Source organism: uncultured Sphingomonas sp. (assembly GCF_913777625.1).
Taxonomy (GTDB): Bacteria; Pseudomonadota; Alphaproteobacteria; order Sphingomonadales; family Sphingomonadaceae; genus Sphingomonas.
In genome coordinates this window covers 94,346-108,253 of record NZ_CAJYTI010000011.1, presented here as the reverse complement: position 1 = coordinate 108,253, position 13,908 = coordinate 94,346, and the positions used below count along the sequence as shown (strand labels likewise).

13 protein-coding genes are annotated in these 13,908 nt (G+C 68.2%); 7 read left to right on the top strand and 6 right to left on the bottom strand.

The genetic code is table 11. From position 1 onward, the window contains the following. The first annotated feature begins 30 nt into the window (after positions 1–30). Positions 31–1,053: a Holliday junction branch migration DNA helicase RuvB gene (gene ruvB / locus QZ814_RS07880; RefSeq protein ID WP_294330676.1), complete on the top strand. Its 1,023-nt coding sequence runs from the start codon at positions 31–33 to the stop codon at positions 1,051–1,053. On the opposite strand, the gene thiL is transcribed toward ruvB, so the two are convergent. The 4 genes from thiL to hisG are packed head-to-tail and all read right to left on the bottom strand — an operon-like array spanning position 1,050 to position 4,388. Next, positions 1,050–1,952, bottom strand: coding sequence for a thiamine-phosphate kinase (gene thiL, locus QZ814_RS07875; protein ID WP_294330674.1), 903 nt, complete (start codon positions 1,950–1,952; stop codon positions 1,050–1,052). The two genes, ruvB and thiL, sit on opposite strands and share 4 nt — an antisense overlap. A 28-nt stretch (positions 1,953–1,980) precedes the next feature. Beyond that, entirely contained in the window at positions 1,981–2,442 is a 462-nt protein-coding gene (gene nusB / locus QZ814_RS07870) for a transcription antitermination factor NusB (RefSeq protein WP_294330673.1), read from the bottom strand. A gap of 12 nt (positions 2,443–2,454) precedes the next feature. After that, positions 2,455–3,741 (bottom strand): histidinol dehydrogenase, encoded by a 1,287-nt coding sequence (hisD, locus tag QZ814_RS07865; protein WP_294330670.1) that lies wholly within the window; start codon positions 3,739–3,741, stop codon positions 2,455–2,457. Next, on the bottom strand, positions 3,738–4,388 hold the full coding sequence (gene hisG, locus QZ814_RS07860; RefSeq protein WP_294330668.1) for an ATP phosphoribosyltransferase: 651 nt from the start codon (positions 4,386–4,388) through the stop codon (positions 3,738–3,740). The genes hisD and hisG overlap by 4 nt, the downstream gene beginning before the upstream one ends. A 60-nt stretch (positions 4,389–4,448) precedes the next feature. Between hisG and QZ814_RS07855 the strand changes: the two genes are divergently transcribed. Together QZ814_RS07855 and QZ814_RS07850 are read left to right on the top strand one after the other, a co-directional pair. Further along, positions 4,449–5,537 carry a DUF2332 domain-containing protein gene (locus QZ814_RS07855; RefSeq protein ID WP_294330666.1) on the top strand — a complete coding sequence of 363 codons (1,089 nt, stop codon included), beginning with the start codon at positions 4,449–4,451 and terminating at the stop codon, positions 5,535–5,537. 276 nt (positions 5,538–5,813) lie between these two features. Beyond that, on the top strand, positions 5,814–8,624 hold the full coding sequence (locus QZ814_RS07850) for a TonB-dependent receptor (RefSeq protein WP_294330665.1): 2,811 nt from the start codon (positions 5,814–5,816) through the stop codon (positions 8,622–8,624). A 54-nt stretch (positions 8,625–8,678) separates the two neighbouring features. Here the strand turns inward: QZ814_RS07850 and QZ814_RS07845 are convergent, their stop codons facing one another. Then, positions 8,679–9,578 carry an alpha/beta hydrolase gene (locus QZ814_RS07845; RefSeq protein WP_294330663.1) on the bottom strand — a complete coding sequence of 300 codons (900 nt, stop codon included), beginning with the start codon at positions 9,576–9,578 and terminating at the stop codon, positions 8,679–8,681. Positions 9,579–9,680: 102 nt separating this feature from the next. Further along, a complete protein-coding gene (locus tag QZ814_RS07840; RefSeq protein WP_294330662.1) occupies positions 9,681–10,580 on the bottom strand; it encodes a pirin family protein in 900 nt (299 codons plus the stop codon). A gap of 210 nt (positions 10,581–10,790) precedes the next feature. Here QZ814_RS07840 and QZ814_RS07835 point away from each other — a divergent pair, with 210 nt between their 5' ends. From QZ814_RS07835 to QZ814_RS07820, 4 genes are all read left to right on the top strand, one after another. After that, positions 10,791–11,432 carry a PepSY-associated TM helix domain-containing protein gene (locus QZ814_RS07835; RefSeq protein ID WP_294330731.1) on the top strand — a complete coding sequence of 214 codons (642 nt, stop codon included), beginning with the start codon at positions 10,791–10,793 and terminating at the stop codon, positions 11,430–11,432. 9 nt (positions 11,433–11,441) lie between these two features. Next, positions 11,442–11,966 (top strand): DUF2271 domain-containing protein, encoded by a 525-nt coding sequence (locus tag QZ814_RS07830; RefSeq protein ID WP_294330660.1) that lies wholly within the window; start codon positions 11,442–11,444, stop codon positions 11,964–11,966. 17 nt (positions 11,967–11,983) lie between these two features. Then, positions 11,984–12,868, top strand: coding sequence for a DUF4198 domain-containing protein (locus QZ814_RS07825; RefSeq protein WP_294330659.1), 885 nt, complete (start codon positions 11,984–11,986; stop codon positions 12,866–12,868). Between the two features lie 98 nt (positions 12,869–12,966). Further along, positions 12,967–13,860: an FAD:protein FMN transferase gene (locus tag QZ814_RS07820; protein WP_294330657.1), complete on the top strand. Its 894-nt coding sequence runs from the start codon at positions 12,967–12,969 to the stop codon at positions 13,858–13,860. The last annotated feature ends 48 nt before the right edge of the window (positions 13,861–13,908 follow it).

Below are 13,908 nucleotides of genomic sequence, written 5' to 3'. Positions count from 1 at the left end.
CGCCGGCGGCTACAGAATGATCCCAGCCTGATGACCGAACCCGATCGCCTCCTCACCGCCGGCCGCCGCGCCGAAGACGTCGATGCCGCGTTGCGCCCGAAATCGCTCGACGAGTTCGTCGGGCAGCAGGCGGCGCGCGAGAATCTCCGCGTGTTCATCGATGCCGCCAAGGCGCGCGGCGATGCGCTGGACCATGTGCTGTTCTTCGGGCCCCCCGGCCTCGGCAAGACCACGCTCGCCCAGATCATCGCGCGCGAGATGGGGGTGGGGTTCCGCTCCACCTCGGGCCCGGTGATCGTCAAGTCGGGCGATCTCGCCGCTTTGCTCACCAATCTCGAGGACGGCGACGTGCTGTTCATCGACGAGATCCACCGGCTCAATCCCGCGGTGGAAGAGGTCCTCTATCCGGCGATGGAGGACCGCGCGCTCGACCTGATGATCGGCGAGGGGCCTTCGGCGCGGAGCGTGCGGATCGAGCTGCCGCGCTTCACGCTGGTCGGCGCGACGACGCGGCAGGGGCTGCTGACCACCCCCTTGCGCGATCGGTTCGGGATCCCGGTGCGGCTGCAATTCTACACGGTCGACGAGCTGGAGCGGGTGGTGACCCGCGCCGCCGGGCTGCTGGGCCTCGCCATTTCCTCCGACGGCGCGCGCGAAGTCGCGCGGCGGTCGCGCGGCACCCCGCGCATCGCCGGGCGGCTGCTGCGTCGGGTGCGCGACTTCGCCAATGTGTTCGGCGAGGCGGTGGTGCACGCCAAGGTGGCCGACGCGGCGCTCAATCGGCTGGAGGTGGACGGGCTCGGGCTCGATGCGATGGACCGCCGCTATCTGATGATGATCGCCGACGTCTATCGTGGCGGCCCGGTGGGGGTGGAGACGCTCGCCGCCGGCCTCAGCGAGCCGCGCGACACGGTGGAGGAAGTGATCGAGCCCTATCTGATCCAGCTCGGCCTGATCGCCCGCACGGCGCGGGGGCGGTGCCTGAACGGGCCGGGGTGGAAGCATCTCGGGCTCAACCCGCCCGCAGGATCGCAGGACGGGCTGTTCGACTAGGCGCCGTGCTCGAAGCCGAGTCGGCCCGGCAGCGGGAGCGGCGTGCCGGCATCGTGGAGCATCAGGCCCTCGCCCTCGCCGAACCCGCCGATGCAGGTCGCATCGAGCGGCAGCAGCAGTCCCGGGGGCGCGGCGAAGAGCAGTTCGTAATCGTCGCCGGCGGTCGCGGCCGCGAGACGCGCCGCGCGATCCCGCCCGAGCACCGCCTGGAAATCGGCCGAAAGCGGTACGGCGGCGAGATCGATCGTCACCGCGAGCCCGCTCGCCGCCGCCATCCGCGCGGCGTCGATCAGCAGCCCGTCGGATACGTCCATCATCGCATGCACGCCGGGGGCGAGCGCCTGCCCCTCGGCGAGCCGCGGGGTCGGGCGGCGATAGCGGGCGAGCAGCGTTGCGGGACCGTCGCCGGACTGCGCCACCGCAAGCCCTGCACCGCCATCGCCGATCGTGCCGGTCACGTAGAGCAGGTCGCCGGCCTGCGCGCCGCTGCGGGCGGGGGCGTGAGAGGAGCGCCCAATCGCGGTGAGGGACAGGGTGCGCGGGGCACCTGCCGCCGCCTGTACCGTGTCCCCGCCGATCAGCGGGCAGGCAAAGGCCGCCAGCGCAGCGTCCAGCCCGGCGAGGAACGCCGCGTCCCAGGCGTCGTCGCCGGCCAGCGGATAGCCGAGCAGCACCCCTTCCGGCACCGCGCCCTTGGCGGCGAGATCGGACAGGTTCACTGCGAGTAGTTTCCAGGCGACATCCTCCGCCGGATCGTCCGGCAGATAATGGACACCCTCCACCAGCACGTCATGGGTGAGGACGAGATCGCCGAGCATGGCCGCATCGTCGTGCAGCCCGCGCGCTCCGGGATGGAGCGGCAGGCGGCGCAGGCCGGCGAGGAATGCGGCTTCGTTCATCCCGCCCGTCCGGGGGCAGGGGCGCGCATCAGGCGCGGGCTTCCTTGGCGATCGCGTCGAGGATGCCGTTGACGAACCCCTTTTCGCGACGATCGTAAAAGGCGTCGGTCACGTCGAGATATTCGCTGATCACCGCGGCGGTCGGCACGTCCTTGCGGGCGAGCAGCTCGTAGGTGCCGGCACGCAGGATCTGGCGCATCGGCTTGTCGAGCCGCTCCAGCGTCCAGCCGGTGCTCAGCTTGGCGGCGACGATGCCGTCGATCTCCTCACGGCGGGCGTCGGTGCCGCTGACGACATCGTCGAAGAACGCGATGTCGGCGTCGGCATATTCGACGTCCTCGATGATCGCGCCGAGGCGGTGCTGGTGGAACTCGTGCAGCAGCGCGGGGATCGAGGTGCCCTCCATCTCGCGCTGGTAGAGCGCCTGGACGGCGGCGAGGCGGGCGGCGGCGCGCGCCTTGGAACGGGACTTAGCTTGCGGACTGGCCATGTTCTACTTCTATCACTTTAAACGGATCGCGACCGACTTTGCGTGCGCGGGCAGGCCTTCGGCTTCTGCGAGCGCAACGGCAGCGGGGCCGATCGCGGCGAGCCCGGACGGATCCAGGCTCAGGAACGAGGTACGCTTCATGAAATCGAGCACGGAAAGGCCCGATGCGAAGCGCGCGCGCCGCCCGGTGGGCAGCACATGGTTGGGGCCGGCGACATAATCGCCGACGGCTTCCGGCGTATAGCGGCCGAGAAAGACGGAGCCCGCGTGGCGGACCATGTCGAACAGCGCCTCGGCGTCGTCGCAGGCGAGTTCGAGATGCTCGGGCGCGAGGCGATCGACCAGCGGCATCGCGCTGGGCAGATCGGGCACGACGATGATCGCGCCGTTGGCGTCCCAGCTGGTGCGCGCGGTGGCGCCGGTGGCGAGCGTGGCGATCTGTGCGTCGACGGCTGCGGCGACCTTGTCGGCGAAGGCCGCGTCGTCGGTGAACAGGATCGACTGGCTGGTGGGATCGTGCTCGGCCTGGCTGAGCAGGTCGGCGGCAATCCAGTCGGGATCGTTCCTGCCGTCCGCCACCACGACGATCTCGGACGGGCCCGCGACCATGTCGATGCCGACCACGCCGTACAGCTGGCGCTTGGCCTCCGCCACCCAGGCATTGCCCGGGCCGGTGACGACGTCGACCGGGGCGATCGTCTCGGTGCCATAGGCGAGCGCGGCCACGGCCTGCGCGCCGCCGACGCGGTACAGCTCGTCGACGCCGGCGACATGCGCGGCGGCGAGGACCAGCGGGTTCACTTCGCCGTTCGGCGTGGGCGTGACCATCACGAGGCGCCGCACGCCCGCCGCCTTGGCGGGAATGGCGTTCATCAGCACCGAGCTGGGATAGGCCGCGCGACCGCCGGGCACGTACACGCCCGCCGCATCGACCGGCGTCCAGCGCGCGCCGAGGCGGATGCCCTGCGCGTCGGTCTCGTCGCGGTCTTCGGGGCGCTGCTTGGCATGGTAGACCGCGATCCGTTCGGCGGCGAGTTCCAGCGCGGCGCGCAGTTCGGGGCTCAGCCCCTCATAGGCGGCGAGGCAGTCGGCGCGGTCGATCGTCCAGCCGGACGACGCGAGATCATGCTTGTCGAACAGTCGCGTCAGGTCGCGCAGCGCGACATCGCCTTCGTCCCGCACGCGCTTGATGATGTGGGTGACGTTGCGCGCGACATCGTCGTCCGCCTCGCGGCGGGCATTGACCAGCGCGGTGAAGGAGTCGGCGAAGCCGGCGTCGGCGGAATTGAGGCGGATCATGCCACGGCCTTTCGGAAGCCGTCTACCAGCGGCACGACTTCGCTGGCGCGCGTCTTGAACGCGGCGCGGTTGACGATCAGGCGGCTGGTCACCTGCGCGATGACCTCCACTTCGACAAGGCCGTTCTCCTGGAGCGTGCGACCCGAAGAAACGAGGTCGACGATGCGCGGCGCAAGGCCCAGCACCGGGGCCAGCTCCATCGCGCCGTTGAGCTTGACGCACTCGGCCTGCACCCCGCGGGCTTCGAAATGGGCGCGGGTGATGTGCGGATATTTGGTCGCGACGCGGACATGGCTCCAGCCGCGCGGATCGTCCTGTTCGGCGAGCGCCACGGGTTCTGCGACCGAGATGCGGCAGTGGCCGATGCCCAGGTCTACGGGCGCGTACAGCTCCGAATAATCGAACTCGGCCAATACGTCGGAGCCGACGATGCCCAGATGCGCGGCGCCGTGCGCGACGAAGGTCGCCACGTCGAACGCGCGCACCCGGATCAGGTCGATCGCGGGGTTGTTGGTCGCGAAGCGCAGCGCGCGCGAGTTCTTATCGGAAAAGGCCGCTTCGGGCACGATGCCGACCGCCGCCAGCAAGGGCAGCGCCTCTTCGAGAATCCGGCCTTTCGGCACGGCAAGGATCAACGGCTCGGTCATGGGTGCGGGGGCTTTACTTGGGGGCGGCCATGGGCGCAACACGCGCCAAAGGGGAAGCGCATGGCGTCCGAAGCCGAGAACCGCAAGAGTTTTGCCATCCAGGCCGGCTATTGTGCCGCCATGGACGCGCCGATCACCGCGCGCATCTGTACCGCGCTGGGGCAGGGGATCACCCGCGCCAGCGAAACCGGCCGGCGCGTGCTCGACTGGCCGGGCGAGCCGGTGGCGGATGCGCTGGTGCTGCGGCTGGTCGGCGGGCTGCACGCGCTCCATCGGCGCGGGGTGCCCGAGCTGCGCCGCATCTTCACCGGCGAGGAGACCGATCTTGGCCGGACCGGCGCGGCGCTGGACGCGGTACTCTCGGCCTATGATCTCCCGTTGATGCCGTGGCTGTACGGCCCGCCCCAGACCAACGAGCCCGCCCGGTCCTCGGGCCTGATGACCGGCATCCTGCATCTCGCCCGGCGCTTCGGGCCGCGGTTCGAGCTGCTGGAGATCGGGTCAAGCGGGGGGCTGAACCTGATGATCGGCCGCTATGGCTTCGATCTGGGCGGGGTGGCGGCGGGTCCTGCCGCGTCGGCGCTGATGCTTCGGCCGGCGTGGCGCGGCGTGGCGCCGCCCGACGCGCCGGTCGAGATCGTGTCGGCGCGGGGTGTCGATATCGCGCCGCTCGACCTGCACGACGATCGCGACGCCGATCGGCTGCAGGCCTATTGCTGGGTCGATGCCGTGGAGCGGCAGGCCCGGCTGGGAACCGCGATCGCGATGCTGCGCGCCGACCCCGTGCGGCTGGAGCGAGGCGATGCGGCCGAATGGCTGGTCACACGCCTCGCGGAACCGCAGCCGGCGGGGGTGGCCCGCGTGTTGATGCATTCGGTGGTATGGCAATATCTGCGCCCCGCGGCGCAGGCGCAGATCGCCGCCGCGATGGAGGCTGCCGGCGCCGCTGCCACGGTCGATCGGCCGCTGGGCTGGGTCATGATGGAACCCAATCGCGATTTGGCCGCCCACGAGGTTCGCGTCCGCGGCTGGCCCGGCGACACGCCGATGGAAATAGTGGCCCGGACCCACGCGCACGGCGCCTGGGTGGAAGGGCTGTCGCCGCCCTTCGCCACCGACCCCTATGTCATGCGCGCGCCCGACGGCTGACGCGTACCCGCGCGTCCGATTCGCCTGAGCCCCGGTGCAATCACCGGCCGCGCGCTTCGACGGCGGTGCGCGGCGGCCAACCGCCTGCGGCAAAACGCTTTCATTACCGACATTAAATTTTCATTACCGCATCATTGACACCCATTTCTTTTTGTCAGACTTAACCGATCACGGTCGGCCTCGGGCCAGACCGGTTCGTTCTGCAGTGGCGATCGGGAAAGCCCGAGCCGGCGGAGGGCAAAAGGGGAGGACGACGTGTCTTACAAGCAGGTTCTGTTGTTGGGCGTAGCCGCGGCCACGCTGGCGAGCGTGTCGCCGGCTTGGGCACAATCGAACGCAAATCCCGGAGATTCTGGCCAGGATAGCACCTCGGCGTCGGCGCCTAGCGCGGCGGCGGAAGAAGAAATCCTGGTTACCGGCATTCGCGCCAGCCTTGCCTCCGCGCGCGAATTCAAGCGCAATTCGGAATCGATCCTCGACGCGATCGTCGCGGAGGACATTGGAAAGTTGCCAGACAATAACGCATCGGAGAGCCTCGCACGGCTGCCGGGCGTGCAGGTCAATCGCTATGCCGACGAAGCCTCGGGAATCCTCATCCGCGGCCTTCCGGACGTGGGCACCTCGTTCAACGGGCGCGAGATCTTCACTGCCGAGAACCGCACCGTGCAGGTGCACGACTTTCCCGCGGGCGCGCTGGCGGCGCTGGAGGTATACAAGTCGGCGACGGCGGAACTGATCGAGCCCGGCCTGGCCGGGCTGGTCAATGTGCGCTCGCGCCGCCCGTTCGATTTCAAGGGGCTGGAGATCGCCGGCGCGATCCGCGCCTCGTACAACGACCAGTCGAAGAAGACGAACCCGAACGGCAATCTGCTGATCAGCGATCGCTGGAACACGCCGATCGGCGAGATGGGGGCGCTGGTCAACGTCGCCTACAACCGCTTCTATTTCAACAACGCGATCCGCTACACCAATGGCGGCGTCGATCCGGTGGCGAACAGCAAGGCAACGCTGCCGGCCGGCCAGGCTGCCGACTTCCGCCTGCCGTACAGCGTCGGCCTCTACTATCCGCGCGGGCTGCGCGAGCGGCCGTCGGTCAACGGCTCGTTCCAGTGGAAGCCGGCGCACAATCTCGAAATCTATGTCGACGGGCTGTGGCAGGCCTATCGCAACCAGGGTTCGACCGAGAGCTTCGACGTGTCGCTGCTCCGCGCCGCGCCGAAGAACGCTGCGGGGGTGGAGGTTCCACCGAACCTGTTCAACATCGTCCGGGTCGACGGCCAGCCGAACAAGCTGGTGAGCATCAGCAAGACCGGCGGCTATCCGGCAGAGACCTTCCGCTCGACCACGCGGGATTATACCAATACCTACCAGGCCGCCGGCGGCTTCGTCTGGACGACCGGGCGCGCGGTGATCTCGAGCGACTTTGCCTATACCTTCTCGGAATATGGCAACAACGAGTCGAGCCTCGACGGCCAGACCGCCGCGGCGCCGCCGGTCAACGTGATCTTCGAGAAGAACAAGTCGTCGTGGTTCGACCTCGGCAATTACGACATGACCAACCCCGCCAACTATGTATGGCGCGGCTTCTACCAGAAGGAATATTACGTCACCGGCGCGGGCATCCAGTGGCGGGGCGACGTCGCGCTGGAAACCGATGTCCAGTGGCTGCCGAAGATCAAGTTCGGCCTCCGCGCCACCGATCGCGATGCGAAGAAGCGGCAGGGCAATCGCTACGCCTACACGCCGACGCTGAGCATCCCGCTCGCCAGCCTGCCGACCGGCAATCTCGAGCAGGTGCAGGACGGCTTTCGCGGCGACGGCCCGCCGTTCCGCAACTGGCTGATGCCTTCCTACGACGCCATTCAGAGCAATGCCGAGGCGCTGCGCCAGCTCTCCTATGCGTCGCTGCAGAAGATCGTCGCGGCCAATCCGAACGACCAAGGGTATAAGGACGCGCTGGCGAAGTTCGCCACCCAGGCGATCCCGATGGATCCCTATGGCGGCTTCTACTCGAAGGAATCGAGCTACGCGGCCTATGCGCAGGGCAGCTATGCCTTCGACGTGGGCATCCCGATCGACGGCTCGTTCGGCGTGCGCATCGTCAACACCGATGGGCGCTATGTCGGCACGTCGAAGGTGACGGTGACCGATCCGGTGACCAAGGTCGACACCGTCACCTCGGTCACGAACGTCAACCGGCAGAACTATGTCGACGTGCTGCCCAGCTTCGGCCTCCGCGCCAAGCTGATGCAGGGGCTGCAGGCGCGGCTGGGCTTTACCATGACGCGCACGCGGCCGAGCTTCGGCGATCTCAATCCGGCCTTCACGATCAGCCGCAACACCGATTTCGGTACCGGCACCGGCAGCAATGCGCGCTACGCCGCGTTCGGCTCGGGCGGCAACCCGGACCTGAAGCCGCTGACCTCGAAGAATTACGACGCCACGATCGAATATTATTTCGGCAGGAACGGCGCGGTCAGCGGTGCGCTATTCTACCGGGATCTCAAGGGCTTCATCAGCAGCTACACCCGCGACGTCAACGACCCCACCTTCGGCCTGATCCAGGTCAGCCGCCCGGAAAATGCAGGTACGGGCAAGATCAAGGGCTTCGAGGTTTCGGCCCAGAGCTTCTTCGACTTCCTGCCCGGCTGGCTGAGCGGCTTCGGCGCGCAGGCCAACCTGACCTATGTCGACGCCAAGAACCAGCTGCCCAAGGCGCTGGGCGAGGCGCGCGCGATGGTGCCGCTGACCGGCCTGTCGAAGTGGACGTACAACCTCGGCGGTTTTTACGAGCGCGATAAGGTTTCGCTGCGTGTATCGTACAATTATCGCAGCTCCTATGTCGACTTCTACAGCCGTAACTCGAACGATGCGGCCTATACCGGCCAGCAGGTGCGGCCGATCTCGCGGCTTGATTTCTCGGGATCGTACACGCCGGTCGAGAACATCACGCTGACCGTGGAGGTGAACAACATCCTCGCGCAGCCATTCAGCAACTATCGCTACTTCAACGAGTCGCAATATTACCCGATCGATACGCGGTACGAGGGCCGGTATTTCAGCGCCGGGGTGCGATTCCGTTTCTAAGACCGGCTTCCGGTTCCTTCCCCACCTGACGCCCGGCTTCGGCCGGGCTTTTTTTTAGAGCGGGTGCACCGCAAGCCATTCGAGCATCGCGGTCGTCACCTCCTCCGGGGCTTCCCAGGGCAGGAAATGGCCGGCGCTGCGGATCGGCACCAGCGTATAGTCGGGGATCAGCGTCTCCAGCCCGTCGAGCAGGCAGGGGAGCAACCCGCGATCGCGCATCCCCCACAGCACCAGGGTCGGCTGCGGCTGGAGCGGGAAGGGGCCGTCGACCCAGCTCGGCCGGGGGGGATCCTCGTTCATCGCCGGCACCACGATCTGGGTCGCGCGGTACCAGTTAAGCATCGCGGTCAGCGCGCCAGGCTGGCTCCATTGGGACAGATAGATCGCCTTTTCCTCGGGCGGCACCGTCACTTGCAGATGCTCGCCGAACAGCGAGAGGAGGAATTGCTCGAGCGCGGTCTTGTCCGGCGCGCGGTCGAGATCGGTCTCGCGGAAAAAGCGGATATACTGGCTGGCGCGGCGCTGGCCGGGATCGTCGAACAGCTTGCGCTGGAAGACCTGCGGGTGCGGGGCGTTGAGGATCACCAGGCGCGCGACGCGCTTGGGCTCGCGCAGCGCCGCCATCCAGGCGATCGCGCCGCCCCAGTCATGCCCGACCAGCGTGAAGCGATCGAGATGGAGGGCATCGGCTAGCGCGAACAGGTCGGCGGCGATCCGGTCGGCGGCATAGGCTTCCACGCCTTGCGGCTTGGACGATTCGGCATAGCCCCGCTGGTCCGGGGCAATGACGAAATAACGCTCCGCCAGGGCGGGGATCTGGTGACGCCAGGTCCGGTGCGATTCGGGAAAGCCGTGCAGCAGGATCACCGGCGGGTGGGTGGGATCGCCCGCCAGCGCCACGTCGAGCGTCACGCCGGTGGAAAGCGGCAACATCGTCTGTCGGATGGTGGTCACGCACTGCTCCCTGTGCCCCGTGGCAACATCCTCTCCATGCGCCCGGGATTTGCCCCGCCCCTAGGATGCGACGGTTCCGCCCGGGCTGCAAGTACAGGGAAATTAGGGGTAACTGACGGTCTTGGGCACTTCCGGGATCGGAATGAACTCCTTGTCGTCGTTCGGCACTTTGGGGAAGGCGCCGGCCTTCCAGTCTTCCTTGGCCTGGTTGATCCGGTCGCGGCTGGAGGAGACGAAGTTCCACCAGACGTGGCGCGGCGTGGTGAAGGCCTCGCCGCCGCAGAACATCACCCGCGCGCCCCGCTCGGAGCGGAGCGTCGCGCGAATGCCCGGGCGGAGGATATAGAGCGTCATCGGCACCAGTGGCATGCCGTCGAGGCTGGCGTCGCCGCTCGCGACATAGAGCGCGCGCTCGTCTGCCGCAGGATCAATCGGGATGCTGGCGCCGGCGTCGAGCGCGATGTCCCCATAGATGGTCTGGGCATAGGTGGTGGTGGGGGCGGACGCACCCCAGAGTTCCCCCATGATCACGCGGGCGCGGGCGCCGTGCGCCTCGACGATCGGCAGGTCGCCGGCGGCGACATGCTCGAAGGCGGGGTCCATTTCCTCCATCGCCTCGGGGAGCGCGAGCCAGGTCTGGATGCCGCTGAGTTCCGGGCCCTTCTCGCGCTCGGCCGAGGGCGAGCGTTCCGAATGGACGATGCCGTGGCCGGCCGTCATCAGGTTCACCGCACCCGGCTCGATCGTGGCGAAGGTGCCGAGCGAGTCGCGGTGGTCGATCGCGCCGGCGAACAGATAGGTGACGGTGGCGAGGTTGATATGCGGGTGCGGGCGCACATCGATGCCGGTGCCGACGTCGAGGATCGCCGGGCCCATCTGGTCGAAGAAGATGAACGGCCCCACCATGGTGCGCGGCCGCGAGGGGAGGGTGCGATGCACCTTGAAGCCGCCCAGGTCGTGCGTGGTCGGCTCGATCGTCTGGGTCACCAGGTCGTCGCGCATCGTCGGTCTCCGTGTTGTTGCGACGGGGATAGCCGCTGGCGCCGCTCCCGCCCAGACAAACCAGGGCATAGGATCGCGAACGCTGCGTTTCCGCCGGCTCCGCCGCGCCGTGCGACCGGCGACATCCTGTTACATTTTCGGCCGTTGTAATTGCGAATGGTTCGCGTTATCGCGGCGCTTCGTTTCCGCAGTCGAGATCGTTCCAGCCTGATGCACGCCCCGTCCCCGCCTGCCGCGCGCAAGCGCAGCCGCAAGAGCTTCTGGCTCAAGCAGCTCCATACCTGGCACTGGATGAGTTCGGCGATCAGCCTGGTCGGGCTGCTGCTGTTCGCGATCACCGGCTTCACGCTCAACCATGCTGCCGACATCGAGGGCAGCGCGAAGACGGTCGACCGCGCCGCCCAGCTGCCGCCGGCGCTGCTGCCGCTGGTCAAGCCGGACGACAAGCCCGATGCCAAGCAGCCGCTGCCGGCCCCGGTCGCGGGCTGGCTGCGCGCCAACCTGAGGATGTCGGCCGAGGGCGTCGCCGAATGGTCGCCCTACGAGATCTATCTCGCCCAGCCGCGCCCGGGCGGCGACGGCTGGATCGCGATCGATCGCGCCACCGGCAAGGTGACCAGCGAAATCAGCTCGCGCGGCTGGATCGCCTATCTCAACGATCTCCACAAGGGCCGCAACGCCGGCACGACGTGGAAAACCTTCATCGACGTGTTCGCCTTTGCCTGCCTGGTCTTCACGCTCACCGGACTGGTGCTGCTGTGGATGCACGCCAAGCACCGCAAGAGCACCTGGCCGATCGTCGCGGCCGGCCTCGCCATTCCTGCGCTGATCGCGCTGTTCCTCATCCATTAAGGGGGTTTCATGCAGTTTCGCCTGACCGGACTGACCACCGCCGCGCTCGGCGCCGGCGCGCTGCTGCCGAACGCGGCGGCGGCCCAGACCATGGATCTGTCGATCGAACTGCCGCGCATGCGCGTGGCCGAATATCACAAGCCCTATGTCGCCGTCTGGCTCGAGAAGGAAGGGCAGGCGCCCCGCACGCTCTCGGTCTGGTACGATGTCGACAAGCGCGGCGGAGAAGGCACCAAGTGGCTGCACGACGTGCGCCAGTGGTGGCGCGCCTCGGGGCGGACGATGAGCTTCCCGGCCGACGGCATCAGCGGCGCCACCCGCGCGCCGGGCGTGCAGAAGCTGCGCCTCGTCGCCGGCAAGGGCGGCATGCCCGCGCTGATACCGGGCCAGTACACGCTGGTGGTGGAAGCCGCGCGCGAAGTCGGCGGCCGGGATCTGGTGCGCCTGCCGTTCAGCTGGAACGGCAGCAGCGCCACCGCCACCACCAAGGGCACGAGCGAGCTCGGCGCCGTTTCGTTCACGCTCAAGCGCTAATCGGGGGATTTCCAGTCATGCAGTTCCGCAAGCCGCTGTTCGCCGTTGCCGCCGTCGCGGCGCTCGCCGCTCCCGCCGCGATCGCCCATCGCATGTGGCTGTTGCCGTCCTCGACGGTCGTCTCGGGCACCGATAACTGGGTGACGGTCGACGCTGCGGTGTCCAACGACCTCTTCTATTTCGACCACCGCCCGCTCGGCGTGCTCCCCGTGATTACCCAGCCCGACGGCAGCGAGGGCAAGGCCGAGCATCACAATGTCGGCCAGTTCCGCGCCACTTTCGACGTGCACCTCACCCAGCAGGGCACCTATCGCATCGCGGTGGTGAACCAGGGCGTGTTCGGCCGCTACACGCTGAACGGCGAGACCAAGATGATCCCGCGCGGCACCACCAAGGCGCAGCTGGCGAGCGTGATCCCCGCCGGTGCGACCGACGTGCAGACCAGCGAGATGCTGGCCCGCAACGAGATCTTCGTGACCCAGGGTGCGCCGACCAACACCGTGTTCAAGCCGACCGGCCAGGGCATCGAACTGGTGCCGGTGACGCATCCGAACGATCTCGTCTCGAATGAGCCGGCGACCTTCCAGTTCCTCCTGGACGGCAAGCCCGCAGCGGGCCTCTACGTCACCACCATTCTCGGCAACGGCCGTTACCGTGCGGCGCAGAAGCAGCTGGACCTGCGCACCGATGCCCAGGGCAAGGTGACGATCAAGTGGCCGGAAGCCGGCATGTACTGGATCAACGTCACCCCCACCGCCCCGCAGCCCGAGGGCGAAGGCCCGCGTCCGCAGGCGCAGGGCGCCGCCGCGCGTCCCGCTATGGGTGGCCCGCAGGGCATGGCAGGCGTTTCCTCCGGCCGTCGTGTGAGCTACACGACCACGCTGGAGGTACTGGCCCCCTGATTGTAGAACCGCGTATCGCTGTACCCGAGAGCCTGTCGCCGGCGGCATTCCACCGGCGCCGCTCGGCTGCGCCCGTCGCCACCTTCGGCGGGGCGACCATGGGCACCACTTGGCGCCTGGTCGTCGTTGATCCTCCCGAGGACATTCGCGAGACCGTCGAGGCTGTGCTCGCGCGGATGATCGCCGAGTTCAGCCATTGGGAGAGCGGATCGCGGATCGGCCGGTTCAACCGCGGGATGCTCGGCCATTGGCACCCACTGTCGCCCGAGGCGGTGCGGGTGCTGGCCGCGGCATTCGACGTGCACCGCCTGAGCGACGGCGCGTTCGATCCTGCGGCCGGCGTGCTCGCCGATCTGTGGGGCTTCGGCCCCGCCGGCCCGCGCGACGATCTGCCGGGCGCCTATGCGATCGGCGAGGCGCGCAACATGTCCGGCGTGCGCCATCTCGAATTCGATGCGGACGCCCGCCGCATCCGCCGGCGCGAGGCCGTGCAGATCGACCTTTCGGGCATCGCCAAGGGCCATGCCGTCGACGCGGTGGCCGAGCGGCTGGTCTCGCTCGGCATCGAGGATTTCCTGATCGAGATCGGCGGCGAGCTCCGCGGCGAAGGCATCAAGCCCGATGGCCAGCCCTGGTGGGTCGAGCTGGAGGCGGTGCCGGGCATCACCCTGGCGCCATTGCGGGTCGCGCTGCATGGCCTGTCGGTCGCGACCTCGGGCGATTACCGCCGCTTCTTCGAACGTGGCGGGCGCCGCTATGCCCACACGATCGACCCGCGCACCGGCTGGCCGATCGACAACCAGGTCGTCTCCGTTTCCGTGCTGCACCGCGAGGCGATGCGGGCCGATGCCTGGGCGACGGCGCTCACCGTGCTCGGGCCTGCGGGCATGACGCTGGCGGAGCGGCAGGGACTCGCCGTGCACATGGTCACGCGCGACGGGGAGCGCGTCGTCGAGCAAATCTCGCCCGCGCTGCAGGCGATGCTGGGCTGATCGGCAGCGCTCCAAAAATCGTAAGTCGGCCTTCCGGATTCGCTTGCG